Origin of the sequence: Komagataeibacter nataicola, assembly GCF_003207795.1 — a bacterium.
Taxonomy (GTDB): domain Bacteria; phylum Pseudomonadota; class Alphaproteobacteria; order Acetobacterales; family Acetobacteraceae; genus Komagataeibacter; species Komagataeibacter nataicola.
Genome location: NZ_NIRT01000004.1, coordinates 136,288 through 160,700, shown reverse-complemented (window position 1 = coordinate 160,700; position 24,413 = coordinate 136,288). Strand labels below are relative to the sequence as shown.

Sequence of the window (24,413 nt, the reverse complement as noted above, 5' to 3'; positions counted from 1 at the left end):
ATACCGGCGCAGGGAGCCTGCGCCCCGTGGCCCTCAGTCCAGCCGGACCGAGGGGCGCACGAACACGTCAAGCCAGTCAACAAGGCACGAGATCGTACCCCGCACCGGCCCATACAGCTCGAACTGGTGCTGGCGATAGAGCATGAGATGCACCATCCGCGCCGACAGGCCATGCAGCCAGCCACCACCGAACACCGTGCCACCGGGGAAGGTGCCCCAGCCATTATAATCGCCCAGTGCCACGACCGCCCCCTTGTTATGGAAGGTGAAGGCGGGCATCGGCTGGCCATTCATCATCCACCGGGGCAGGTAGCGGGCCAGATGATGGGCCTGCTGGCGGGCGGCCTGTGCGGTGGGGGCAACGGGTTTTTCGGCAATGAAGGCGCAGTCACCCATGGCGAAGATGTTGTCATCATCAATCACCTGCAACGAGGGCCGCACTTCAAGCTGCCCCGAGCGCGACAGTTTGAGCCCCCCGAATTTGCTGGTCACGTCCGGCGCCTTGACCCCTGCGGCCCATACCCGCAGCGTTGCGGGCACGCGCGAGCCATCCTTGAGCAGGAAACCGTTTTCATCCGCACCGCTGACCATCGCGCCCGCGCGCACGCTCACGCCAATGGCCTCAAGCTGCTTGACCGCCGCAGCCGATACCGCCTCGGGGAAGGCAGGCAAAATACGGGGACCGGCCTCAAGCAGGGTGATGCGCAGCTTGGGCGGCTTCTGGCCAAAGCTGTAGAGCGAGGCGAGATCGAGCGCCTTGTGCAGCTCGGCGGCAAGCTGCGTGCCGGTCGCTCCTCCACCCACGATGGCAATGTCGAGTTCGCTGTTCGTGGCAAAGGAGCGCAGCAGTTCCATGCGGAAACGGTCGTTGAAGCCGTTGGCGTCAACAAGATTGTCAATGAACAGGCAGTGCTCGGCAACACCGGGCGTGCCGAAATCATTGGCGCGGCTGCCGATTGACAGCACCACTGCATCATAATCAAGGGTGCGGGCGTCGACCACCACCTCTCCGCTGAGCGGGTCCTTGATGGGGGCGAGCGCAATGGTCCTGGCCGCGCGGTCGAGCGCCGTGATCTCGCCGGGCCAGAACTCGAAATGGTGCCGGCTGGCCTGTGACATGAAGCTGATGCGGTCATTTTCGTTGGCGGCGGTGCCGGCGGCAAAGCAGTGCAGCATCGGCTTCCACACATGGGCGAAGCTCTTGTCCACCAGCGTGATTTCCGCACGGCCCGATTTGCCGACCGAATTGCCCAGCCGGGTTGCGAGCGCAAGGCCCGCGACACCACCGCCTACAATAACGATCCGAAACTTTTGTGCCATCTCGATAATGCTCCACACCCGCTCGCACGGCGTGCCGGTTTCCGCATGGGAAACACCGCCCCGCCACATTCATAACAAACCATATTTGGGGCGAGTATAGGTGATCCCCCCCGTGCCTGAAACATGCGCAGGCCCGAATTCTGGTGTCATTGCGCAACGGACATCCCTTTTCACTGCCCCTTAACCGCGCCAGAACGCGAAAAACGAGCCGGTCCCCTTCCCCGATCAAAAGAACCCGATCAGTCCGGCACAGACGGGGCTGCCTCTTGCGGGGCGGGCAACATCTTGGTACCCCCCGCGTTAACCCGCCTGATGCCAGCGACAAGCAGGAGACCCCATGACAGCCACATCCACCGGACGCATTGCAGGCAAGGTTGCCATCATTACAGGCGCTGCAAGCGGCATTGGCCGCGCCACGGCGGAGCGTTTTGCCGCCGAGGGCGCGCAACTTGCCCTGACTGACCTCAACACCGATGCACTCGATGAACTGACCAGCCAGTTTGAAAAAAATGGCGTGGACGTGATCTCCGTGCCTGCCGATGTAACCAGCGAGGCCGACATCGCCCGCGTGGTGCATGAAACCATGAAGCATTTCGGCCGCATCGACATCCTCGTGGCCAATGCCGGGGTCATCCCTGAGGCCGATCTCGCTTCCGCCACGGCCGATCTGTGGGATCACACCATGGCGGTGGATGCGCGTGGCATGTTCCTGTGCTGCAAGCATGCCGCCGCCGAGATGGTCCATGCCGGACAGGGCGCGATCGTGTGCCTGTCCTCCATCTCCGCCTTTGCAGGGCAGAAGGGTCAGGCAGTGTATGGCCCGGCCAAGTTCGTGGCCTCAGGCATCACCAAGCACCTCGCCATCGACCTGGCCGACAAGGGCGTGCGGGTCAATGCCGTGGCGCCGGGCACCATCGACACGCCTGCGGTGGCGGGCATGGATGCGGAAGGCATTCGCAAGGTGGTCGAGATGCACCCGATGGGCCGCATGGGCAAGCCATCGGAAATTGCCAGCGCCATCCTGTTCCTTGCCTCGGATGACGCATCCTTCATCACCGGCGCGGTGCTGCCGGTTGATGGCGGTTATCTGGCGCAGTAACCGGAAAACAGACATTTATGGACGCCACCTTTTTTTCAAAAAGGCGGCGTCTTCCGAAGCTTTGCTGAAAAAAGCTTCATCACGAAATTTTACCCGGATTCAGGTGATGTGCAGTTCCACATCATGGGCGCGCAGCATGGCGCAGATCTGCTCGGATGGCTGTCGGTCGGTAAAAAAACCATGCACATGCGACAGGTGCCCCAGCCGCCCCATGGGCCTGCGGCCGAATTTGGTCTGGTCGGCCAGCAGATAGACACGCCGCGCATTGCGCATCATGGCCTGGGCCACGCTGATCTCATCGGCATCGAAATCGAGCAGCGTGCCATCATCTTCGATGCCGCTGATGCCGATCACGGCAAAATCGGTGCGATACTGCTCGATGAAGGTGCTGGCGGCGGAGCCGGTAATGCCGCCATCATAAAACCGCACCTGTCCCCCCGTCACGATCACCTGAAAATCGGTCTGGGCGGAAAGCGGGGTGGCCACATGCAGGTTGTTGGTGATGACCCGCAGCGCCTTGTGCCGCCGCAATGCCTTGGCAAAGGCCTCGGTCGTGGTGCCAATGCTGACAAAAAGCGATGAATTGTCAGGAATCTGGCGGGCCGCAAGGTTGCCAATGGCTTCCTTGGCGCGCCGGTTGAGCACCTGCCGTTCGGAATAGGCGATGTTCTCGACCGACGAGGCCAGGCCCGCCCCGCCATGATGCCGCGCCACCAGCCCGCGACGGGCCAGGAGGTTGACATCACGGCGGATGGTCTGGACCGCAACATTCAGCCTCTGGGCCAGATCCTCGTTGGAGACATAACCCTGGGTACGCACCAGCGCGGTAATTTCCCGGTGACGTTCTTCTGCTGACACGTTGCCTGTTACTCCCCCTTCAACATGCGGTCTTTTATATTACGCGCGCGACGCTGCGCCCTGTCGCCCCGAGATCGGCGAAGGACTGCTCAAGCCGCGCCACGATGCCCAACTCACCCACGCGCAGCCATTTGCGCGGATCATACAGCTTTTTGGTCGGCTTGCCGGTGGAAGGCGCGATCTGGTGGCTGAAGGCCTCCGCATGCTCCTGCACGTAACGGCCAATGCTGGTGGCAAACGCGAACTGGATGTCGGTGTCGATGTTCATCTTGAACACGCCGTAGGAGACCGCCTCGGTAATCTTGGCCTGCTCCGAGCCTGAGCCGCCATGGAACACCAGCGCCAGCGGCTTGTCACCAAGGTTGGTGGCCTTGGCCACCGCCGCCTGCGAGTTGCGCAGGATCTCGGGGCGCAGCTTGACATTGCCCGGGGCATAGACGCCATGCACGTTGCCAAACGAGGCCGCAATGGTAACGAACCCCAGCGGGGAGAGCGCCTCATAAGCCTTCAGCACATCCTCGGGCTGGGTGTAGAGATGAGCGTTATCCGCGCCATCATCAAGGTCATGGCCAATGCCGTCTTCCTCGCCGCCAGTCACGCCAAGCTCGATTTCAAGCCCGATGCCCAGCGGCGACATGCGGCGCAGGAAGCGGGCGCATTCGGCAATGTTGTCTTCCAGCGGTTCAGCCGAAAGGTCGATCATGTGCGAGGAGAACAGCGGGCGGCCGGTTTCCTTCACCGCCTCCTCGCTGGCATCGATCAGGCCGGAAATCCATGGCAGCAGCTTGCGGTCGGCGTGGTCGGTATGCAGGATCACGCACACGCCGTAAGCTGCGGCCACGGTATGGACATGACGGGCCGCAGCCACCGCACCGAGCACGCGGGCCTGTTCGGCGTCCTTCATGCCCTCGCCCGCATAGAATCGCGCGCCACCGTTGGAAAGCTGGATGATGACATCCGCCCGGTTGCGCGCCGCAGCCTCGAGCACCGCGTTGATGCTGTCGGTGCCCACCACGTTGACCGCCGGCAGGGCATAGCCCTCATCGCGGCAGGTCTCGACAAGGCGGCGGTAATCCGCCCCCGTCACGACGCCGGGGCGCAGGCCAAGACGGCTCGAAGCGGTGTGTGCTGTATTGGTCATGTCGTTCCTCTATTGCCTGTTCTTGTTGTTATGCAATCGATGAAATACTGCTCACCAGGTCTTGGTCTGATAATCGTGGTGGCCTTCCACAAACCGGATGGTACCGGATTTGGAGCGCATGACCAGCGAATGCGTGACCGTGCGCAGGCCACTGCGGCGAATGCCATGCAGCAACGCCCCGCCCGTTACCCCGGTTGCGGAGAACAGCACGTCACCCCGCGCCATGTCCTCAAGCGCCAGCTTGCGCGAGGGGTCGGCGCCGGGGTTCATCTTGCGCGCGCGCGCCACCTGGTCGTCATCTTCAAACATCAGGCGGCCCTGCATCTGCCCATGCACGCAGCGCACGGCTGCGGCAGCCAGCACGCCTTCGGGCGCGCCACCGGAGCCGACATAGATGTCGATCTCGCTATCATCGAGGCAGGCGGCGATGGCGGCGGCCACATCGCCATCGCTCAGCAGGGTCACGCGCGCACCTGCGGCACGCGCGCGGGCGATCAGTTCCTCATGGCGCTCACGGTCGAGCGTGCAGAGCATGAGGTCGGACACCGCGCATTTCTTGGCCTGCGCGAGTGACTTGAGGTTGGCCTCGATGGTGCTGTCGAGATCCACCACGCCTTCGGGCAGGTAGGGGCCGACGACGATCTTGTCCATGTAGATGTCGGGTGCGTGCAGGAAGTTGCCACTCTCGGCCAGCGCCACCACCGTCAGGGCGTTGGGCAGGTTCTTGGCGCACAGGTTGGTGCCTTCCAGCGGGTCTACGGCAATATCCATGCCCGGGCCGCCGGAGCCTACCTTCTCGCCAATGAACAGCATCGGCGCTTCGTCCATCTCGCCTTCGCCGATCACCACGGTGCCATCGATGGCGACCGTATCGAACGCGCGCCGCATGGCTTCCACCGCCGCGCCATCGGCTTCGTTCTTGAGGCCACGACCGGTCCAGGCCGATGCGGCGACCGCGGCCGCCTCGGTAACACGTACGAGTTCAAGGGCAAGATTGCGATCGGTAACCTGATAGGGATTATGCCGTGTGGTGGTCATGAAACACTCTTTTCCTGTTCGTCTGTGGTCTTGATTACGCTGCAACGGTGGAACTGAGCGTGCGGCGGACTGCCACATGCCATCCGGCTACCATAGTATCGCGCTGCGCCTTGTCCATCGTCGGGCGGAACAGATGTCCGCGTGTCCAGGTGCCTTCGAGCTCGGCAATGCTTTCCCACACGCCTGTCGCCAGCCCTGCCAGGAAGGCGGCCCCAAGTGCCGTGGTCTCGACCTGCCGGGGCCGCTCCACCGGGGTCTGGAGCATATCGGCCAGGAACTGGCAGAACCAGTCATTGACCGACATGCCGCCATCAACACGCAGTGCGTTGAGCTTGCCGCCGCCATCCTCATGCATGGCGTCCATCAGGTCCATGGTCTGGTAGGCCACCGATTCCAGGGCCGCGCGCGCGATGTGCGCCGCCGTGGCATCGAGCGTGAGGCCACAGATCAGGCCACGGGCATCGGGGTCCCAGTGCGGCGCGCCAAGGCCCACGAAGCCAGGCACCATATATACGCCGTGACTATGCGGCACGCGGGTGGCCATGTCATCGGTCTGGGAGGCATGGGTGATGAGGTTCAGCCCGTCACGCAGCCAGCGGATGGCCGCGCCCGCCACGAAGATCGAGCCTTCGAGGGCATAGGTCGTCTCATCACCAATGCGATAGGCAATTGTGGTGAGCATCCGGTTTTCGGACATGACGGGCGTGGTGCCCGTGTTGAGCAGCGCGAAACAGCCCGTGCCGTAGGTGGCCTTGGCGGTGCCGGGGCGGAAGCAGGCCTGCCCGACCATGGCGGCGTTCTGGTCGCCCGCCATGCCCGCGACCCTGAGCGGCTCGCCAAACAGTTCCGGCGCCGTCTCGCCAAACACTTCGCTGTTGGTCTTCACTTCAGGCAGAATGGCGCGCGGCACCTTGAACAGGGCCAGCAGCTCGTCATCCCACGCGCAGGTGTGGATGTTGAACAGCAGCGTGCGCGAGGCGTTGGTGGTGTCGGTGGCATGCACGCGGCCACCGGTCAGCCGCCACAGAAGAAAGCTGTCAATGGTGCCGCAGGCGAGCTCGCCCTTCTCGGCGCGGGCGCGGGCGCCTTCCACATGATCGAGAATCCACGCAATCTTGGTGGCCGAGAAATAGGGGTCGAGCAGCAGGCCGGTGCGCTCGCGCACGAAGGGCTCGAACCCCTCCTCATGCATGCGCGCGCAGACAGCGGTGGTGCGCCGGTCCTGCCAGACAATGGCGCGGTGGATGGGCCTGCCGGTGCTGCGGTCCCACACCACGATGGTTTCGCGCTGGTTGGTGATGCCGATACCCGCGATCTCGCCGGGGCCGCCTGCCTTTTCAATGGCCTCCCTCGCGGTGGAGAGGACGTTGGACCAGATTTCCTCCGGGTCATGCTCGACCCAGCCCTGGCTGGGATAATGCTGGGCGAACTCGATGCGCGAGACCGAAATGGCCGTGATATCGCGGTCGAACACGATGCTGCGGGTCGAGGTTGTTCCCTGGTCGATGGCGAGAATTCTGTTCTTCTTGTTCATTATCTTCTCCTGCCCCAGCAGGGCGGATGCAGGTTTGGGCCGCAGGCGTGATACACCTGCGGCCTGATTGTTTTTATTTACGCGGAAGTGGGCGCAGTGCCCGGCTTGCGGGCCTTGAGGTAGGCCTCGAGGCGGGCCGTGTCCTCATCGCTCACATGCAGCCCAAGACGGGAGCGGCGCCACAGGATGTCCTGCGTGGTCTGCGCCCATTCGTTTGCGATCAGATATTCCACCTCACGCACGCTCAGGCCCGCGCCAAACAGTTCACCCATATCCTCCATGCTATGGGCATCGCCTACAATCTCGGCCGCCCGCGAGCCGTAATTGCGCACGAGCCGCCAGCTCAGGTCATTACCAAGGAACGGGGCCTGCGCGCGCAGGCGGGCCAGCGCGCCCTCAAACCCGCCCTCGCCCAGATCGCCACCGGGCAGCACCCTGTCCGCCGTCCAGCCCGGTGCCGACAGCACGGGCAGGAAGGGCTGGAGTTTCTCGATCGCATGCTCGGCAAGGCGGCGGTAGGTGGTGATCTTGCCGCCGAAGATGGACAGCATGGGCGCCTGATTGCCCTGCGTATCCACATCGAGCACGTAATCGCGTGTCACGGCGGAGGCGTTCTTGGCCGCGTCATCATAAAGCGGGCGCACGCCGGCATAGCTCCACACCACATCCGCCGGGGTGACGGGTCTGGTGAAGTAGCGGCTCACGCTCTCGCACAGGTAGCTGATTTCCTCGGGCGAGATCTCGACCTGCCCGGGGGCCTGTGTCCACGGCACGTCGGTCGTGCCGATCAGGGTGAATTTCTGCTCGTAGGGGATGGCGAAAACGATGCGCTTGTCCGGGTTCTGCAGGATATAAGCCTGCGGCCCGTCAAACAGGCGCGGCACCACGATATGGCTGCCCTTGACGAGGCGCACGTTCTTGGTGGACGCCACCTGCGCGCGCTCACGCAGCACCTCGCTCACCCACGGCCCGCCGGCATTGACCAGCACGCGGGCGCGCACGGTGGTGGTGGTGCCATCGAGCATGTTCTCGATATCGGCTTCCCACACGCCACCCACGCGCCGGGCGGCAACCATGCGGGTGCGGGTGCGGATATCGGCGCCGCGCGCCTTGGCGTCCATTGCGTTGAGCACGACCAGGCGGCTGTCCTGCACCCAGCCATCGGAATAGGCGAAGCCACGGGCGAGCTTGCCGTTGAGCGGCTGACCTGCCGATGACGTGCGGAAATCGAGCGACTTGCACTTGGGCAGCGTCATGTTCGGCGCCAGATGGTCGTACAAAAACAGGCCAAGGCGCAGCATCCATGCCGGGCGCGCCTGCGGCGTGTAGGGCAGCACGAAGCGCATGGGCCAGATGATGTGGGGCGCTATGCGCAGCAGCTTCTCGCGCTCGATCAGCGCCTCGCGCACGAGGCGGAATTCATAATATTCCAGATAGCGCAGGCCGCCATGGATGAGCTTGGTGCTGGCCGATGAGGTGTGGCTGGCCAGATCATCCTGCTCGACAAGCAGGACCGATGCGCCGCGCCCGGCGGCATCGCGCGCGATGCCCGTGCCGTTCACCCCCCCGCCCACGACCAGCAGGTCGAGCAGGCCACCCGGTGCCGGGGGGGTGCGGAATGTTTCGTCCATGGACGCCATAGTAGATGTTCCTCCTGATACATATGTTCGTAACCGAACATTCTGATCGGTTCAAGAGGGCGGGCGCACATTTTTTCAGGCCGTGCGCTGCAATAATTCCTTCTTTCTCAATGCATCATAACGCCCGGTATTAGCCACAAATTCGCCATTCCGAGTAATTTATATGCCAAAGCGATTTTTGTGCATGTGCGAAATCGCGCATCTTGTTCCGCAATGCCACCCCTCACCTTCCATCGCCCCCCACAACATCACCTGCCCCCGAATCCGGAATGTTGGAGAAATTTCATGACATATAATGAAATATATGGAAAAAGGAGACACTCTTCCCCGACGGATCGCACATGCCCCTTCCCTGACAGGGTATGTTCGTTTAAGAACATTGCAGGGCTGCAAACAGGCCATAAGGCCACCAGCCATTTCCCATCGAATGATAATAAAAGAATAAAGTGGGTTAAAATGCTGAAAAACAGACAATTCCTGGGTGAACTTATATCGGAATGCATCGCGGTCATGATCATCGTGCTGATCGGTGATTCAGTGGCCGCAATGTACGGGCTGTATGACCCCAGCCCTTACAAGCAGGCCTACTGGGGGGTGGCCATTGTGTGGGGGCTTGGCGTTACAATCGCCATCTACATCACCGGCAGCGTGTCGGGCACGCACGCCAACCCGGCCGTATCACTGGCACTGGCGCTCTATCGGGGCTTTTCGTGGCGCAAGGTGCCCGGCTACTGGGCAGCGCAGGTGCTTGGCGGCGTGATCGGGGCAACACTGGTCTATACGCTGTACCAGCCCGTGATCGACCATTACAACCAGGCGCATGGCCTCACCCGCGCTACTGGCGGGGCAGCGGGGGTGTTCTTCACCCATCCGGGCGAGGCTATTACGCCGCTGCATGCCTTTGTTGATGAAATCATCCTGACCGGGCTGCTGGTCTTTGGCATCTTCGCCATAACGTGTGAATACAACACGGTTGCGCCTCAGGCCAATTCGGGCGCGCTCATCATCGGGCTGCTTGTTGCCAGCATCGGGGCGTGTTCGGGCTACCTCGAGGCCTGGGCCATCAACCCCGCGCGCGACTTCGGGCCAAGGCTGTTCTGTTTTATCGCGGGCTGGGGAGACTCCGCCCTGCCGGGGCCGGACCATTTCTGGTGGGTGCCCATTGCCGGGCCGCTGGTTGGCGGGGTGGTGGGAGCCGGGTGCTACCAGTTCCTCATCCGCCCGTTCATTCCGCGCGGCGCCACGCCATCCATCCCGCCCGCGCCGTAACCGCCTGTTCAACATTCCGGCCATGATCTGGTAAGATGTTCGGGTGCCGCCTTTATGTGATAGAGGCGGCGCCACGGGGCTTTTTCTGCAAAAGCCTGCGACATTCTTTCAGGCGGAATCATGAACTGGGCAGCGCAAGAGCATCATTTCAGATGGGATGGGACACTGCGCGATATTTACATCGCTCCCACCACCATGGCTGACTGGCAACATGTGCTGACCCGCCTGCGTCACGAACCCGCACTGCTGGACTACCGGCTTGATGGCACACCCACCCCCCTGCCCGCAACCGTCAATGACATGTTCGTCGCCGCCAAAAGCCACGCCGCGACCCTTGCATGCCATCAGGGCAAGGTAGCCCCTGCCTGCCACTTCTTCAGCCCCGGACAGATCGAATTCGATCTTGATCCGCGCAACGTGCGGTCAGGCCACGACCTGCAGGACCTGCGGCACTTCATGACCACCCTCGCCCGTGCATGTGGCAGAACGGCTGTCCTGACCCATGAAAACGCACCAGAACTGGTCATTGCCCGCGTACTGCCCACCGGACGGATGCTCTGGCCCTGAGCCTGCGCCCTACGAAGGTCTCCTTACGTTCTGTAACACATTTTACCGTTGCCGTGCGGTTCCTTTCTTAATTTCACAAGGAATTTCATATTTCCTAGGTGTTTAGTCCCGGGATTTGATGGTGTGATATTTTCACGTAAGTGGAAGGAAGCATGATGGGACAGATACGTCATGGCAGCGCCACGACCACGCACGCCGTGCGAGCAGCAATATAGCGATCGGAGGCTTCGCTCGCGGCGCTGAGCAAGGCGTTCGGGATCAACCCGAAAACAGTTGCAAAATGGTGGAAGCGTCAGACTGTCGAAGACCAGAAGAGCCCCGATCAACGGTCCTGTCCGAGACGGATGAAGCGATGATCGTGGCCTTTCGTCGGCATACCTTACTGCCGTTGGACGATTGCCTTTATGCGTTGCAGGCCACCATTCCGCATCTGACACGCTCAGCGCTGCATCGCTGTCTTCAGCGTCACGGGATTTCACGCCTGCCTGATATCGCAGGAGACAAGCCGAAACGGCAGCCCTTCAAGCGCTATCCGACTGGTTTTTTCCATATCGATATTGCCGAAGTTCAGACTGCCGAAGGAAAGCTTTACCTTTTCGTCGCCATAGACCGCACAATCAAGGAAGCCCCTGTCAAACGGTTCCATTATGACAGCCATGAGAAGTTGAGGACGCACCTCAATGACTTTATGGCCGCGTATAATTTCGGGCGAAGGCTCAAGACACTCAAAGGCCTCACGCCCTATGAATACATCTGCAGGATCTGGACTTCAGAGCCAGAAAGATTCATCGTCAATCCAACCCATCAAATCCCGGGACCAAACATCTAGCGCTGCACCACGGTGCGAATGGCGAAATTGCTCTGTATGCGGGCCACGCCGGGCATGCGCGAAAGTTCCTCCTTATGGATGCGCTCATAGTCCGCCGCGTCACGCGCCTCGACGCGCACGAGGTAATCGGCATTGCCTGTCATCAGGTAGCATTCGCGCACATCGGCGCATTCACGCACGCGCGCTTCAAAACGGCGCAGACATTCCTCAGTCTGCCGCTCCAGCGTGATCTGCACGATGACGGTGGTCATGCCATGCACCGAGCGCTCATCCACCAGGGCGCGATAGCCGCGTATCACCCCATCTTTTTCCAGCATGCGCACGCGGCGCAGGCAGGCCGAGGGCGACAGCCCCACCCGTTGGGCAAGGTCCGCATTGCTCATGCGGCCATCATGGCGGAGGTGGCGCAGGATGGCATCTGTCAGCCGATCGAAGGGCATGGTGAATTTTCCGCTTATTTTCGTATATAATTGCGTACAGCCGCTCGTTTATTGCATTATCGTGCACAAAACGACAGGACATTTTATTACCATCCGCATACGATCAGTCATGTTCTGCCCGATGGAGTAAGCGCCCCATGCCTGACCTGCCCTTCCCCCAGCCCATGGCTTCAGGCTGGGCCCCTGCCGGTGCAGGCGCTGCGCTGGAAATCGACCTGGACGCCATCGCCGCCAATTACCGCCTGCTCGATGCCCGCACGGGCGCCGCCACCTGCGCCGCCGTGGTCAAGGCCGATGCCTATGGCCTTGGGGCCGACCGGGTCGCCCCCGTGCTGGAACAGGCCGGGGCGCGGGTTTTCTTTGTCGCCCATCTGGAAGAAGGCATCCGCCTGCGCCCGCATGTCTCGCCGGCTGCGCGGATTTTTGTGCTGCATGGCCCCATGCCCGGCACCGAGGCGCTGTTCACCCATCACGCCCTGCTGCCCGTGCTCAACAGCATGGAGCAGGTGGCACGCTGGCGCGCCCATGCGGCACAGGCGCACAAAGCGCTGCCCGCTGCCCTGCAGGTGGATACCGGCATGTCACGCTTTGGCCTGTCGGAGGGGGATGTGGCGACACTGGCACAGACCCCAGGCCTGCTTGATGGCATCGACACGAAGCTGGTCATGAGCCACCTCGCCTGCGCTGATACGCCCGAGAACCCCGCCAACGCCATGCAGCGCGACCGGCTGCGCGCCATGGCGGCCCGGCTGCCCGCCGCCCCGTGGGCGCTTTCGGCCTCGTCAGGCATCTTCCTCGGGCCGGACTATCATTTCAACCTCGTGCGCCCTGGTGCCGCGTTGTACGGCCTTGCCCCCAATGCACAGGCCCCCAACCCGCTGCGCCCCACGGTCAGGCTGCGCGCCCGCATCGTGCAGCGCCGCGCCATTGGGGCTGGCGATAGCGTGGGCTATGGCCTGACATGGCACGCCACCGGCCCGCGGCGGATTGCAACGCTGGGCATAGGCTATGCCGATGGCTTCCTGCGCAGCGGGGCAAATGGCGGCGGCTGCGCGTGGCTTGGTGACTACAGGCTGCCCATCCTGGGGCGTATTTCCATGGATTCCACCACGGTGGATGTCAATGACGTGCCTGAAAGCGTGCTTGATGCCGCGACGCATGTGGACATGATCGGCCCGCGCCGCAGCGTGGATGACGTGGCCCACGATGCAGGCACCATCGGCTACGAAGTGCTGACCGCACTGGGTTCACGTTTCCATCGCACATATCGGCAGCCTGTCGCGTGCGATGCTTCTCCCTGCCAGAATAAGGCCTCCGTGTAATGAAAATCATCGTACTGGGTAGTGGTGTCGTTGGCGTGACATCGGCATGGTATCTCGCGCAGGCGGGCCATGAGGTCACGGTCGTGGACCGGCAGCCCGAAGCCGGGCTTGAAACCAGCTTCGCCAACGCGGGGCAGGTCTCGCCGGGCTATTCCGCGCCGTGGGCCGGCCCAGGCGTGCCGCTCAAGTCCATCAAGTGGCTGCTGATGAAGTACCGCCCCTTCGTGTTCTGGCCCATGCCCGACCCGCATCTGTGGAAGTGGCTGGTGCAGATGCTCGAGAACTGCACTGCCGCCGCCTATGACCGCAACAAGGGCCGCATGGTGCGCATTGCGGAATACAGCCGCGACATGATGATGGACCTGCGCGCCAACACCGCCATCACCTATGATGACCGCCAGCAGGGTACGCTGCAGGTGTTCCGCACGCAAAAGCAGCTTGACGGCATTGCGGGCGATATCCGCGTGCTGGAGCAGTATAACGTGCCCTATCAGGTGCTCACGCGTGAAGGCTGCGTCGAGGCTGAACCGGGGCTGGCCGCATCGGCGCATAAATTCGTGGGTGGCCTGCGCCTGCCGGGTGACGAGACGGGCGATGCCTTCCTGTTTACCCAGCGCCTCGCGGCCAAGGCGGCGGAAGCGGGTGTCACCTTCCATTATGATACAAGCATCCGCACCATGACATCCGACGGCGGGCGCATTACCGGCATCGAGACCAGCCGGGGCCGGATGGTGGCGGATTCCTATGTCGTGTCGCTCGGCAGCTACTCACCCGCCATGGTGCGCCGCCTTGGTCTCGACCTGCCGATCTATCCGGTCAAGGGCTACTCGCTCACCGCCGATATCATGAACGAACAGCGCGCGCCCGTCTCGACCATCATGGACGAAACCTTCAAGATTGGCATCACCCGCCTTGGCAACCGCATCCGCATTGGCGGCACGGCGGAACTCGCGGGCTTCAGCACCAGGCTGCGCGCGCCGCGGCGCGAAACGCTGGAGCATTCGGTGAACGACCTGTTCCCCGGTGGCGGCAACATCCCCGCCGCCAGATTCTGGACCGGCCTGCGCCCCATGACGCCCGATGGCACCCCCATCATCGGCCGCACAAAATATGACAACCTGTTCCTCAACACCGGTCACGGCACGCTGGGCTGGACCATGGCCTGTGGCTCGGGCAAGGTCCTGGCTGACATCATGTCCGGCCGCATGCCCGACATCCCGCATGAGGATCTGGGCATCGTGCGCTACGGGCAGTAATCCCTCACGGGCCTGACGGGGGCGTAAACCCCTCCGGCAGGCCTTCACCGCGTTCACGCACGACGCGATACACCGTGTTGCGCAGCCAGCGATGCACCGGGTCGCCATCGCGCCGCGGGTGCCATGCCTGGAAGGAATGCACCGTAGGCAGGGCGAAGGGAAATTCAAACTCAGCCAGGTGCATGGAGCGGATGGGCAGGTAATCAATGGCGATGCCCGGCAGCGGCAGGATCATGTCGGTCATGCGCAGGGTCTCGACCATGGCGTAATAGGTGGGCACCACCATCACGACCTGCCGACGCAGGCCGAACTGCTCCTTGAGCACCGTATCGATCGGCCCATGCAGCCTGCCCCGGCGCGATACGCTGATATGTTCATACCGCGCGATTGAATCCGGCGTGATCCCTTCCGCCAGAATGGGGTGATCGGCCCGCACGAGGCCGCGGAATGCGGTGGGGAAGATGCTCTGGCGGCGTATTTCGGGCCGCATGTCATCCGATGCGCCCAGATACAGGTCGATATGGCCTTCGCGCAGGTCATTGCTGGGTTCATCATCCGTCTCGGGCACGAAGGTCAGGGTGCACCCAGGGCAGTCATGGCGCAGGGCGGCGAGAATGGCCGCACCAAACGCGCCCACGATCAGGTCATTGGCCCGAAGCATGAAATGCGGGGACAGGCTGGCAATATCGGGAGTGTCCTGTTCTTCAAGCAGTGAATCCGCGCCATCGACAATAGCGCGCAGCCGCTCGCGCAGGCCGAGCGCAAAGGTGGTGACCACCATGCGCCGCCCCGACGCCACCAGAATTGGGTCATTGAACACCACGCGCAGCTTGGCGAGGCTGCGGCTCATGGCGGCCTCGCTCATCTGCAGCCTGCGCGCCGCGTGCGAGACGCCCTCCTCCTCGATCAGGGCCTGAAGGCTGCGGAGCAGGTCGAGATCATAGCGTTTTCTCATGCTCCGTGCGTCTCCCCCTTGGCCAAACCGGACCGGATGCGTTGCGATATCCTAAAAAACCGGATTTGACCAATCCGCAGCCTTACCGGAACCAGTAAAAAGTCTTTGGATATCGCCTTTTTGAAAAAAGCTTCACCAAAAAACTTTACCTGCTGTCATTCCACCCCGGCTTCCATCGCACTCAGGCAGGCCGTGGCCGTGCGGGCAATGCCGTCAAGGCAGGCCAGCACCTCAAGCAGCCGGGCATTGCCGGGGTCGGCTTTTTCCAGCCGGGCCAGTCGCCTGCGCGCCACCCGCACCAGGGCCACCCCGCGCGGGCTGATGGGCCTGTAGCGCACCAGCCCGCGCAGCAGGGTGGTGATGATGTCCGTCGCGGCATCGCGCCGCTGGCGCTTGAGCCCGCGCAGCAGCAGGATGTTCAGCCCCACGGATGAGAACATGAGCATGAGCCGGATGCCGCCACCCGCCGTATGATCGCCCGCCTGCGCCGCGTGCCGCACCATGCGCCCGATCCGGTCAACACCCGTGCCGATCCACCACTGGGGCGAAGGCGGCAGCGGCACAAGGCACAGCCGCCGCAATTCACCACGCATATGCGCGCCAAAACGCAGCCGCTCGGCCCGCGCGCGGAATGGCAGCACAAGCCGGAACACCAGCACGCTCAGCCCGACCGCCAGCACCGTGTGCAGCGCGTTGTTGAGGAAGGCGCTCTCGTCCACCCGGCTCTGGTTGCCGGTCATGAGCAGGTTGGGCATGAGCAGCCCATAGGCCGCTGCCGCCCCCGCCGTGCCCCGGTTGCACTTGGCAAGCCCGCCCACGAACAGGAAGATGCCCAGTACGAAGGCCAGTTCCTCATAATCACTCAGATACGGAATAAGCCACAGGCTGAGGCACCCCGCCGCCACGGCAGACCACACCGCCCCTGACAGGAAGCGCGTGGTGGCCACCACCGGGTTCTCACGCGTGGCGAACAGCCCGCACACCAGCGTGGTGATGGCAATGAACCCCATGCCGCCCGGCCATGCCGTGCATTCATACACGAAAGCCGCCAGCATGATGGCCGCAGCCCCCCGCAGCCCGTTATACAGCGCCAGGCGGATATCGCGGTGGCCACCGAGATGAAAGCGGAAGCGGTCATGCGGCGGCGGGCTGAAAATGGCATGGGCATGGTCAAGCGCTGTCTGTAGTTCCTCCATGGTGGCGGCCAGTACGCCATGGGTCACGCGGGCCATCTCATGCGCCCCGCGCGTGGCGCGCCGCTCGAACAGGGCGCGCAGGTGCGTGACCTGCTCGTACAGATCGTCCAGCAAGCCTGCCTCAAGGCGGCAGGTGACCAGCCGGTCGCACAGATGCAGCAGTTGCCCGCGTGTATCGGCCAGCGCCACGTCATCGGCCAGCATGGCCCGCTCCGTCCCGCCAGACAGGCCGACAAGGCGGGTCACCAGAATCGAGACCTCGGCCAGAACCGCACGGGCATGATCGCCCGCATGCACCTGCCGCCCCATCTCGATGGCCGGAAACTCCAGCCCCTGGTGCACCGATACCAGCATGTCGGAAAACTCACCGGCATGGACCAGCGTGTCACGCTCATGCAGCACGATCTCGCGCAGCAGGCTGCCGAGTTGGTGCAGCACGTTTTCCACCTGCCCTACCATGGTGGCCTGCGCGCGCGTGGCCAGGTTGAAGGTGAACAGCACCGCCATCGCGGCCTCGCACACAACACCCAGCACGATATAGCTGGCGCGCGACATGGCGATGAAAAACACATTATCGGGCTCGGATGCCGCCGCCACCGCAATGATCGAGCACGTATAGCCCGACAGCACGAACGCATAGGAGCGGAAGTTGAGGCAGAACGTGGCCAGGAAGCTGCACAGCCCGATCCACGTTGCAACGGCAGGAAAAAACAGCCATGACTGCTGCGGAAACGCCCCGATGAACACCACGGCGGCCACCGCGCCGACCAGCGTGCCCACGATGCGCCACCGCGCCTTGGACATACTCTCCCCGCGCCGCACCTGGGCTACCGACCACACGGTGGCCACCGCCCATTGCGGGCTGTCGAGTTCCATCCACAACGCAATGGCAAGTGCTATAAGCGAGGCCGCCGTATTGCGCAGCGCAAAGCCCACGGCCTGCGGCGTGGGACACAGCAGCCAGTGCAGCCAGTCCGCACCGGGCGGCCAGCGCAGGCGGCCGGCCGGGTTGGGCATGAGAAAGCGGGACAGATCCATCTAGGTCAGCCTGCCCTGGCGGCGCCGGTCGTGGCCCCTCCGCGCGCGGGCCGCCCTGACGCGCATGCATGACCGCCCCGGAGCGGGCCGCCCCATCAGGTTGGGGCGCATGGACAGTATCCGTCCCGCACCATTACCGCGTGCATGATCTTTATAGGAAACCTGCCCACGCAATCGCCAGCCTGGCACGGAACCCTTGTGCCAATGCGTTTGACGCAACGCCGCACCAAACCGCCGCATTCCTGAAGAAAAGCGGTACAGGAGGCCTTTTCTCATCTGACATCAAGGCGTTGCCTGCGCATAATTCCACCCGAAAATACCGGAATTCAGGCTTTCTCGTACGGGCGATAGCGGGCGGTCCACACCGCGTCACGCAGGGCGGTCTCGACTTCATGGGGCGCAGCCTGGGGTGCAACACCTTCCTTCTGCCCCTGCGCAATAACGGCGCGGGCCACGGCGGTGGCGACAAGCCGCAGTTCCGACACGGGGGGCAGCAGCGGCGCCGTTGTGGGGTCGGCCGCCCCGGCCGCGGGCGAGAGTTCGGCCAGCGCATGGGCTGCGGCGAGGAACATGCCATCGGTCATGCGCGTGATGCCACCGGCCACCACGGCCAGCCCCACGCCGGGAAAGACATAGGAATTGTTGATCTGGTCAACCGGGCGCAGGCGGCCGGCATACTCCACCGGCGCGAACGGACCGCCCGTGCCTATGATGGCGCGCCCCTGCGTCCACGCCAGCAGGTCGGCAGGCGTAGCCTCGATATTGGCGGTGGGGTTGGACAGCGCGAAGATAACAGGCCGCGCCGCCTGCTGCGCCATGGGGGCCACGATCTCACGCGTGAACGCCCCGCCCTGCCCTGATGTGCCAATCAGCATGGTGGGGTGCACATGGGCCATGACCTCGGCGAGCGTAATATGGGCGGCATCATCCACGCGCCAGCCCGCCGCGACATCGGCAGGCTGGGCGAAGGGCTGCTGCCCCTCGGTAACACCCGGCATGCCCTCGCGCACAAGGCCGTTGATATCGACCATGAAGAAGCGGCGAGCGGCCTCCTGCTCCGTCATGCCGCCTGCCACCATCATCTGCGCAAGCAGGTCGGCGATGCCGCAACCAGCCCCGCCCGCGCCAAAAATGACGATCTTCTGCGCATCCAGCGGTGCTCCCCCGGCCTTTATGGCCGCGAGCAGCGCACCGGCGGTAACGCCCGCCGTGCCCTGGATGTCATCATTATAGGTGCACATTTCGCCCCGGTAGCGGCGCAGGATGCGCAGCGCGTCGGCGCCTGAAAGGTCTTCCCAGTGCAGGGCGATGTTGGGCCAGCGCGTGTTCACGGCCTGCACGAATTCGGCAATGAAGGCCTCATAATCCGCGCCGCGCACGCGGGCATGCCGCCAGCCGATATATTCGGGGTCGGCCAGCAGGGTCTCGTTATCGGTGCCGACATCAAGCAGGATGGGAAGTGCGCGGGCCGGATCGAGGCCACCGCACGCGGTATAGAGCGAGAGCTTGCCAATGGGGATGCCCATGCCATTGGCCCCCTGGTCGCCAATGCCAAGAATGCTGCCGCCATCGCTCGCCACGATCACGCGCACATCATCGAACTGCGGGCTGGCCAGGATCTCGGCAATGCGGCCCCGGTGCTCGGCATAGCTCAGGAACAGGCCACGCGGGCGGGTCCAGATATGACTGAACTCACGGCACGCCCGGCCAATGGCCGGGGTGTAGATGATGGGCAGCCACGCCTCGAGCGCCTCGTCGATAATGGCGTAGAAAAGCGTTTCGTTCCGGTCCTGGATTTCGCGTAGCGCAATATGTCGCGCAAAATTGTCTGGCAGCGCGGCCAGCCGGGCGCGGGCGAGGTCGGCCTGCTCGGCCAGGGTCGCCACGCTGGCAGGCAGCAGGCCATGCAGACCGAACAGGTCACGTTCACGCCTGTCGAATGCATTTCCCTTGTTCAGCACAGGGCAATCCAGAAGTTCCCTGCCAGACAAAGCCGTTTTGAGGGAAGAGGAAAGCATGGCCCGCGCTGTATCCGACATAATGACCCGATATTGTGATAACGATTGAAAGAGGCGCAGGATACGTATCTGCACATCTTCGTGTAGGGCATGGACGCGCACGCCAACCGTACGCCAAACGCAATCATGGAGCCGTCAGTTGCCCGACGAGATCAGTGACCTGAGATTTTTCTGCATCCTTGCGGCGGCGGGCAGCATTGCGGGGTGCGCGCGTGCCATGGGTCTCTCGCCCGCTGCCATGAGCCGCAGGCTGAGCACCATGGAGGCGCGGCTGGGCACGCGGCTGGTCACCCGCACCTCGCGCCATTTCGCGCTCACGTCCGAGGGGCAGCGCCTGCACGAGCACGCCGTGCGCATCATGCAGGAAGTCGATGAGGCGGAAGCCGAACTGACCGCGCGCGCCGGCATTCCGCGCGGGCTGCTGCGCGTGGGCGTGCCATCGGAGATCGGGCGCAAGATGCTCGCCGGCGTGGTGGCCGCCTTTGTGGAGCAGTACCCCGAGGTAACGGTGCAGCTCACCCTGTCCGATGCCGGGCTCGATGTGATTGATGACGGGTTCGACATCGCCATCCGCCCCGGCATGCCGCCTGACCAGGAGGTCATGACCACCAGCCTGATCAACAGCCGCCGTGTGGTGTGCGCCTCGCCCGAATACCGTGAGCGCAAGGGCCTGCCCGCCACCCCGCATGACCTGCTCAAGCATGACTGCATCTGCCTGATCCGCCGCCAGCGCATCTTTAATGAATGGGTGTATTTTGATGGCAAGGCGCGCAAGGAAGTGCATGTCAGCCCCCGCCTCGCCACATCAAGCAGCGAAGTGGTGCATGACTGGGCGGTAAGCGGGCGCGGCATTGCGCTCAAGGTACTGTGGGACATTGCCGATGACCTGAAATGCGGCAGGCTGATCGAATGCCTTAGTGGCTATAAGTGGGAGGACGTGACACTATGCGCGGTCTACCCCTCGCGCACGCACCTGCCTTCACGCACGCGGCTGTTCCTCGATTTCGTGCGCAAGGAGTTGCGGCAGGCCTATTTCGGCACATAGGCCCGATCAGCCGCCAGCACCTGCCATTGCCAGATGTCAGACACCAGTTCCGTCTCGATCAGGGAGAACACTTCCAGATCATCCTCGTTCGGCGGCATGAAAAGCATATACAGGACCATGAAATCACAGGGGGCAGACTGCCGGATGCTGACCGAGGCAATACTGGCCGTGCCTTCCAGCCTGATGGCCCGTTGCATGAATTCCATGAAACGGGTGCGATATGTCTCGGCGCCTGTCATGAATAAACGCCTTTATGCGTAAAAATAGACCCCATGAAAACAATCAGGATCGATAATCACGGAGCGTTCGCGCTACCCGGCAGCCACACCGTGCAGCAGGTGCCCTGCCCCGGCGCGCTGGTGATGTCGAGCCGCCCGCCATGCCGGTCAACGATATGGCGCACGATGGCCAGACCAAGCCCCGTGCCCTGCTCACCCCCCGCCCCCGGCGCGGGCGAGACACGGTAAAAGCGCTCGGTCAGCCGCGGCAGGTGCTGTGGCGCGATGCCCGGCCCGTTGTCACGCACCGAGAGCAGCAGGCCACCACCCTCCTGCCATTGCGCCGCGATTTCGATGCGTGGCCCGGTAGGCGGCTGCGGCCTGCCATAACGCAGGGCATTCTCGCTCAGGTTGACCAGCACCTGCAGGATCTGGTCCGCATCGCCACGCACCGTGCCTGCGGGGGCGGGATGCAGCACCAGGGCCGCGCGATCGGCCTCGGGCTTGCCCTGCACCTCATCACTGAAGCGGGCCAACAGGTCAGCGACCACGATCATGCCCTGCGGGCGCTGGTGCTCGAGCATCTGTACGCGCGAAAGGTAGAGCAGCCGGTCGATCAGCCGCTGCATGCGGCTGGCCTGCCGGGCCATGATGGCAAGGAATTTGTGCCGCGCCGTGGCATCATTGGCCGCCGGGCCCTGCAGGGTCTCGATAAAGCCGGTCAGGGCGGCGAGCGGCGTGCGCAGTTCGTGGCTGGCATGAGCCACGAAGTCGCTGCGCGCGCGATCGAGCGCGTCACGCGCCGTTGCATCAAGCAGCACCACCACGCAGGCAGGCTGACCGTGCCACACCCCCGCCCTGACAAAGGCCTGCACCACGCGGCGGACGGGCACATCGGCCTCGATGGTCACCTCCGTCACTCCGCCAGGGCGCAGTTCGGCCACGGCACGTTGCAACGCGGGGTGGCGCACGAACATGCCTAAACCCTCGGCAAATTCCACCTGCGCGCGGGCGCCAGCATGCAAAAGCCGCCCGCCCCGCGCCAGCACCAGCAGCGACACGGGCAGATCATCAACCTGCACCGTATCCTCATCCGCGCCCACGGGTTCAGCCTGCAGCCGCGCAGGGTAGCCCGACAGATGCCCCACCGCGCCATAACGCCGCACGGCAACGCCCCCAAGCAACGCCCCCGCCATGAAACCCATCACCACAAGCACAAGCGCCGACACACTTGTCTCCCCCATCGCGAGCCTGCCCCACGGCACTACAGGCGCGATACCATGAATGGGAGAACAGCGGAAACCAGAATGATTTGCGAAATAAAATTACAATTTGTGCATTGCAAAATTAATATAATTATTAGTTGTTTGACAATTTTATAATTTTAGGCCATTCCTGTCTCAACCCTAGAGATTGTCTGAAAAAACCTGCCCACAAAACGCCTACGAACCACATGGCGATCGGATGAAGTTTTTTCACGGAAGCGTTGCCACAACACCGCCTTAAAAAAACGGGACCTGAAAACTTTTATTCTTAACGGCGGTTTATTTTAAACAATCTTCAAAAAAAACAAGAACAATGGTGCTCAAATCATGATCCAGTCCCTCCCGCGCAACAGCGCGCCTGTCGTTTTTTCTGCCGTGTTCATGGTCCAGCCCCCCGGCTGAGGCCCTGCATTCCCTTTTTTCCCGGCATTCCTGCCCTGATCCCGTGATGGACCGGGCTGCGAGAAAATCGACAGACATGACAAGACATATCCCCCCACACGCCAACGGGCGCGGGCGCGCGCCGTTTTCTTCCGGCTGGGGCTGGCTGCTGGCCGTGAGCGCAACCGCGCTGGCCCCGGCCCAGCAGGCCCATGCCCAGGCGGTTGACCCCAGCATGAAGCCGGTGCCCTCCATCATGGCGCCCGGCGCGGTCTCGGCCATGCCCTCCATCGGCATGACGCAGGAGGAACAGATCAGCATGCGCCTCGATGCCGAGCGGCTTGGCCCCCAGCCACAGGCCATCCGCAGGCCGCCCAACACGCCCATCCCGCCCAGCGGCGTGCCGGTCTATCCGTCTGCGGGCCTTGCCACCATGAGCGTCGCCCCCGTCAGCAGCCCCGGTGCCAGAAAGGCCTTCCATCAGATCGAACTCGATGCGCTAACCCACCATGAAGGCCCTTCGGGCCTGCTGCCCGCATGGATCGATGCCCAGCATGACACCGACCTGGAAGACCCGTACTACGTGCCCACCGCAGGCAGTGGCCACCTGGTGCCGCTGCTCAATCCGCTGCGCAAGCGCCTGCTCGACCATGGCGTGAGCTTCGCTTTCACCTATAAGGGTGAGGCCATGGGCGTGATTGATGGTGGCGTGCAGCGCGGCATGAGCTACGTGCATGAACTGACCGCGCAGGTGAACTTCGACCTGGATAAAATGGCCGGTATCAGGGGCTGGTCGGTCCATACGCTGGTAATGGAACGCGCAGGCCGCGCCGTGAGCCATGACCGGGTGGGCGAATATTACGTCAACCTGCAGGAAGTGTATGGCCTGTCGGGCAACGTGGTGGCGCATCTGGTTGATTTTTATGCCGAAAAGAAACTGCTGAACAACCATCTCGACATCAGCTTCGGCCGCATGGCGCTGACCCATGTATTTGCCACCTCGCCGCTGCTGTGCTCGTTCATGGTCACCTGCTCGGCCCCCGTGGCGCTCAAGCTCGACCCCGGCTTTTCGGTCTACCCCAAGGCGACATGGGGCAGCCGCCTGCGCCTGCGCCCCACGCGTGACACCGCCATCCAGTTCGGCGCCTATTCCGTCAACGCGCTGAGCGACAACCCCAGCGGCTGGGCCTGGGGCAGCGAGAAGGCAACCGGCCTGATGCTGCCCGTCGAGTTCACGTGGCAGCCCTTCCTGACCCGCAACCGCATGCCGGGGCATTACGTGCTGGGCTACGCGCATGACACCACGCGCTACCCTGACGAGATCGGCATCGGCCTGCCCGCCGCCCTGCGCACGGCGGCGGGCCACCAGCGCTCGGCGCCGATGGACATGTTCTGGTTTGAGGGCGACCAGATGGTCTATCGCCGGGGCGGGCGCAACCAGATGGCTGGTGGCTACCTGATGGCGGGCTATATCCACAATACACCCCATGTCACATCCATCTCGGATGAAGCCTATGGCGGCCTGTCATTCGCGGGCGTCATTCCATCGCGCGTGACCGACCGGCTGGGCATCATGTATTCATGGTACCATGTCAGCCATCGCAAGGAGGCAGGGCAGATTTTGCGTTATGAGGCCGGTTATTCGCTCGGTGCCTCCGTGCGTGCGCCGCAGACGGACTCCCACATCATCGAAGCCTATTACGCCATTGACGCCATGCCCGGCATTCTGGTGCAGCCGGAATTCGAATACATGATCCGCCCGGGCGAGACCAAGCATATCCCCAACGCGGCCCTCGTGGGGCTGAAGGTCATCGCCAACCTGTAGCAACATGCTCCTGCCCAGCCCCCGCGCCCGACATGGCGCGGGGTTTTTCATGCTTCATGAATGAGAATGCGAATTTGTTGCAATTATGTAACACGCCGCAACAAACCCTGCAGAGCATATTGCGACTAATTATCAGAATCGATATTGCAACCTTCTGCA

Annotated in this window: 20 protein-coding genes and 1 pseudogene; 8 read left to right on the top strand and 13 right to left on the bottom strand. The window is 63.1% G+C overall.

Going from position 1 to position 24,413, the window contains the following annotated elements:
* Positions 1–33: 33 nt before the first annotated feature.
* The gene (locus tag CDI09_RS03920) at positions 34–1,320 is read right to left on the bottom strand and encodes an NAD(P)/FAD-dependent oxidoreductase (protein ID WP_078527524.1); all 1,287 of its coding nucleotides are present in this window, start codon (positions 1,318–1,320) and stop codon (positions 34–36) included.
* A gap of 337 nt (positions 1,321–1,657) precedes the next feature.
* Here CDI09_RS03920 and CDI09_RS03915 point away from each other — a divergent pair, with 337 nt between their 5' ends.
* The gene (locus CDI09_RS03915) at positions 1,658–2,419 is read left to right on the top strand and encodes an SDR family NAD(P)-dependent oxidoreductase (RefSeq protein WP_078523596.1); all 762 of its coding nucleotides are present in this window, start codon (positions 1,658–1,660) and stop codon (positions 2,417–2,419) included.
* Between the two features lie 99 nt (positions 2,420–2,518).
* On the opposite strand, the gene CDI09_RS03910 is transcribed toward CDI09_RS03915, so the two are convergent.
* From CDI09_RS03910 to glpD, 5 genes are all read right to left on the bottom strand, one after another.
* Positions 2,519–3,277: a DeoR/GlpR family DNA-binding transcription regulator gene (locus CDI09_RS03910; RefSeq protein ID WP_078523595.1), complete on the bottom strand. Its 759-nt coding sequence runs from the start codon at positions 3,275–3,277 to the stop codon at positions 2,519–2,521.
* A 34-nt stretch (positions 3,278–3,311) separates the two neighbouring features.
* Positions 3,312–4,418, bottom strand: coding sequence for a class II fructose-bisphosphate aldolase (gene fbaA / locus CDI09_RS03905; protein ID WP_078523594.1), 1,107 nt, complete (start codon positions 4,416–4,418; stop codon positions 3,312–3,314).
* A 51-nt stretch (positions 4,419–4,469) separates the two neighbouring features.
* On the bottom strand, positions 4,470–5,456 hold the full coding sequence (gene glpX, locus CDI09_RS03900; protein WP_078523593.1) for a class II fructose-bisphosphatase: 987 nt from the start codon (positions 5,454–5,456) through the stop codon (positions 4,470–4,472).
* Between the two features lie 34 nt (positions 5,457–5,490).
* On the bottom strand, positions 5,491–6,990 hold the full coding sequence (gene glpK, locus CDI09_RS03895) for a glycerol kinase GlpK (protein WP_078523592.1): 1,500 nt from the start codon (positions 6,988–6,990) through the stop codon (positions 5,491–5,493).
* A gap of 77 nt (positions 6,991–7,067) precedes the next feature.
* Positions 7,068–8,630 carry a glycerol-3-phosphate dehydrogenase gene (gene glpD / locus CDI09_RS03890; protein ID WP_078523591.1) on the bottom strand — a complete coding sequence of 521 codons (1,563 nt, stop codon included), beginning with the start codon at positions 8,628–8,630 and terminating at the stop codon, positions 7,068–7,070.
* 456 nt (positions 8,631–9,086) lie between these two features.
* Here glpD and CDI09_RS03885 point away from each other — a divergent pair, with 456 nt between their 5' ends.
* The 3 genes and pseudogenes from CDI09_RS03885 (at position 9,087) to CDI09_RS03875 (ending at position 11,295) form a co-directional block, all read left to right on the top strand.
* Positions 9,087–9,899, top strand: coding sequence for an MIP/aquaporin family protein (locus CDI09_RS03885; RefSeq protein ID WP_078523590.1), 813 nt, complete (start codon positions 9,087–9,089; stop codon positions 9,897–9,899).
* A gap of 120 nt (positions 9,900–10,019) precedes the next feature.
* A complete protein-coding gene (locus CDI09_RS03880) occupies positions 10,020–10,466 on the top strand; it encodes a hypothetical protein (protein WP_078523589.1) in 447 nt (148 codons plus the stop codon).
* Positions 10,467–10,621: 155 nt separating this feature from the next.
* A pseudogene (locus CDI09_RS03875) lies at positions 10,622–11,295 on the top strand (IS3 family transposase).
* Here CDI09_RS03875 and CDI09_RS03870 read toward each other — a convergent pair.
* Complete coding sequence (locus CDI09_RS03870; protein WP_078523588.1) at positions 11,292–11,735, bottom strand: Lrp/AsnC family transcriptional regulator; 444 nt, start codon at positions 11,733–11,735, stop codon at positions 11,292–11,294. The pseudogene CDI09_RS03875 and the gene CDI09_RS03870 overlap by 4 nt on opposite strands.
* A 137-nt stretch (positions 11,736–11,872) precedes the next feature.
* On the opposite strand from CDI09_RS03870, the gene alr reads away from it, so the two are divergent.
* Both alr and CDI09_RS03860 read left to right on the top strand, forming a co-directional pair.
* Entirely contained in the window at positions 11,873–13,057 is a 1,185-nt protein-coding gene (gene alr, locus CDI09_RS03865) for an alanine racemase (RefSeq protein ID WP_078523587.1), read from the top strand.
* A complete protein-coding gene (locus CDI09_RS03860; protein WP_078523586.1) occupies positions 13,057–14,313 on the top strand; it encodes a D-amino acid dehydrogenase in 1,257 nt (418 codons plus the stop codon). The genes alr and CDI09_RS03860 overlap by 1 nt, the downstream gene beginning before the upstream one ends.
* A gap of 4 nt (positions 14,314–14,317) precedes the next feature.
* On the opposite strand, the gene CDI09_RS03855 is transcribed toward CDI09_RS03860, so the two are convergent.
* From CDI09_RS03855 to CDI09_RS03845, 3 genes are all read right to left on the bottom strand, one after another.
* Positions 14,318–15,268 carry a LysR family transcriptional regulator gene (locus CDI09_RS03855; protein WP_078523585.1) on the bottom strand — a complete coding sequence of 317 codons (951 nt, stop codon included), beginning with the start codon at positions 15,266–15,268 and terminating at the stop codon, positions 14,318–14,320.
* A 155-nt stretch (positions 15,269–15,423) separates the two neighbouring features.
* The gene (locus CDI09_RS03850) at positions 15,424–17,502 is read right to left on the bottom strand and encodes an FUSC family protein (protein ID WP_078523584.1); all 2,079 of its coding nucleotides are present in this window, start codon (positions 17,500–17,502) and stop codon (positions 15,424–15,426) included.
* Between the two features lie 326 nt (positions 17,503–17,828).
* Positions 17,829–19,541: an NAD-dependent malic enzyme gene (locus tag CDI09_RS03845; RefSeq protein ID WP_078523583.1), complete on the bottom strand. Its 1,713-nt coding sequence runs from the start codon at positions 19,539–19,541 to the stop codon at positions 17,829–17,831.
* 118 nt (positions 19,542–19,659) lie between these two features.
* Between CDI09_RS03845 and CDI09_RS03840 the strand changes: the two genes are divergently transcribed.
* Entirely contained in the window at positions 19,660–20,565 is a 906-nt protein-coding gene (locus tag CDI09_RS03840) for a LysR family transcriptional regulator (RefSeq protein WP_078523582.1), read from the top strand.
* Here the strand turns inward: CDI09_RS03840 and CDI09_RS03835 are convergent.
* From CDI09_RS03835 to CDI09_RS17520, 3 genes are all read right to left on the bottom strand, one after another.
* Positions 20,550–20,804 (bottom strand): hypothetical protein, encoded by a 255-nt coding sequence (locus tag CDI09_RS03835; protein ID WP_078523581.1) that lies wholly within the window; start codon positions 20,802–20,804, stop codon positions 20,550–20,552. The genes CDI09_RS03840 and CDI09_RS03835 overlap by 16 nt on opposite strands.
* 56 nt (positions 20,805–20,860) lie before the next feature.
* Positions 20,861–22,027, bottom strand: coding sequence for a sensor histidine kinase (locus tag CDI09_RS03830; RefSeq protein ID WP_078523580.1), 1,167 nt, complete (start codon positions 22,025–22,027; stop codon positions 20,861–20,863).
* A 300-nt stretch (positions 22,028–22,327) separates the two neighbouring features.
* Positions 22,328–22,528 (bottom strand): hypothetical protein, encoded by a 201-nt coding sequence (locus CDI09_RS17520; protein ID WP_146220800.1) that lies wholly within the window; start codon positions 22,526–22,528, stop codon positions 22,328–22,330.
* Between CDI09_RS17520 and CDI09_RS03825 the strand changes: the two genes are divergently transcribed.
* On the top strand, positions 22,527–24,254 hold the full coding sequence (locus CDI09_RS03825) for a carbohydrate porin (RefSeq protein ID WP_110571186.1): 1,728 nt from the start codon (positions 22,527–22,529) through the stop codon (positions 24,252–24,254). The two genes, CDI09_RS17520 and CDI09_RS03825, sit on opposite strands and share 2 nt — an antisense overlap.
* Positions 24,255–24,413 lie beyond the last annotated feature (159 nt).

What these genes read in the sequence shown, in the direction of transcription:
- CDI09_RS03835 (WP_078523581.1), bottom strand. Translation starts at nt 20,804, where the DNA reads ATGACAGGCGCCGAGACATATCGCACCCGTTTCATGGAATTCATGCAA.
- glpK (WP_078523592.1), bottom strand. Translation starts at nt 6,990, where the DNA reads ATGAACAAGAAGAACAGAATTCTCGCCATCGACCAGGGAACAACCTCG.
- CDI09_RS03855 (WP_078523585.1), bottom strand. Translation starts at nt 15,268, where the DNA reads ATGAGAAAACGCTATGATCTCGACCTGCTCCGCAGCCTTCAGGCCCTG.
- CDI09_RS03870 (WP_078523588.1), bottom strand. Translation starts at nt 11,735, where the DNA reads ATGCCCTTCGATCGGCTGACAGATGCCATCCTGCGCCACCTCCGCCAT.
- CDI09_RS03885 (WP_078523590.1), top strand. Translation starts at nt 9,087, where the DNA reads ATGCTGAAAAACAGACAATTCCTGGGTGAACTTATATCGGAATGCATC.
- fbaA (WP_078523594.1), bottom strand. Translation starts at nt 4,418, where the DNA reads ATGACCAATACAGCACACACCGCTTCGAGCCGTCTTGGCCTGCGCCCC.
- CDI09_RS03850 (WP_078523584.1), bottom strand. Translation starts at nt 17,502, where the DNA reads ATGGATCTGTCCCGCTTTCTCATGCCCAACCCGGCCGGCCGCCTGCGC.
- CDI09_RS03915 (WP_078523596.1), top strand. Translation starts at nt 1,658, where the DNA reads ATGACAGCCACATCCACCGGACGCATTGCAGGCAAGGTTGCCATCATT.
- glpD (WP_078523591.1), bottom strand. Translation starts at nt 8,630, where the DNA reads ATGGCGTCCATGGACGAAACATTCCGCACCCCCCCGGCACCGGGTGGC.
- CDI09_RS17520 (WP_146220800.1), bottom strand. Translation starts at nt 22,528, where the DNA reads ATGTCTGTCGATTTTCTCGCAGCCCGGTCCATCACGGGATCAGGGCAG.
- CDI09_RS03880 (WP_078523589.1), top strand. Translation starts at nt 10,020, where the DNA reads ATGAACTGGGCAGCGCAAGAGCATCATTTCAGATGGGATGGGACACTG.
- CDI09_RS03920 (WP_078527524.1), bottom strand. Translation starts at nt 1,320, where the DNA reads ATGGCACAAAAGTTTCGGATCGTTATTGTAGGCGGTGGTGTCGCGGGC.
- CDI09_RS03830 (WP_078523580.1), bottom strand. Translation starts at nt 22,027, where the DNA reads ATGGGGGAGACAAGTGTGTCGGCGCTTGTGCTTGTGGTGATGGGTTTC.
- CDI09_RS03825 (WP_110571186.1), top strand. Translation starts at nt 22,527, where the DNA reads ATGACAAGACATATCCCCCCACACGCCAACGGGCGCGGGCGCGCGCCG.
- glpX (WP_078523593.1), bottom strand. Translation starts at nt 5,456, where the DNA reads ATGACCACCACACGGCATAATCCCTATCAGGTTACCGATCGCAATCTT.
- CDI09_RS03860 (WP_078523586.1), top strand. Translation starts at nt 13,057, where the DNA reads ATGAAAATCATCGTACTGGGTAGTGGTGTCGTTGGCGTGACATCGGCA.
- CDI09_RS03845 (WP_078523583.1), bottom strand. Translation starts at nt 19,541, where the DNA reads ATGTCGGATACAGCGCGGGCCATGCTTTCCTCTTCCCTCAAAACGGCT.
- alr (WP_078523587.1), top strand. Translation starts at nt 11,873, where the DNA reads ATGCCTGACCTGCCCTTCCCCCAGCCCATGGCTTCAGGCTGGGCCCCT.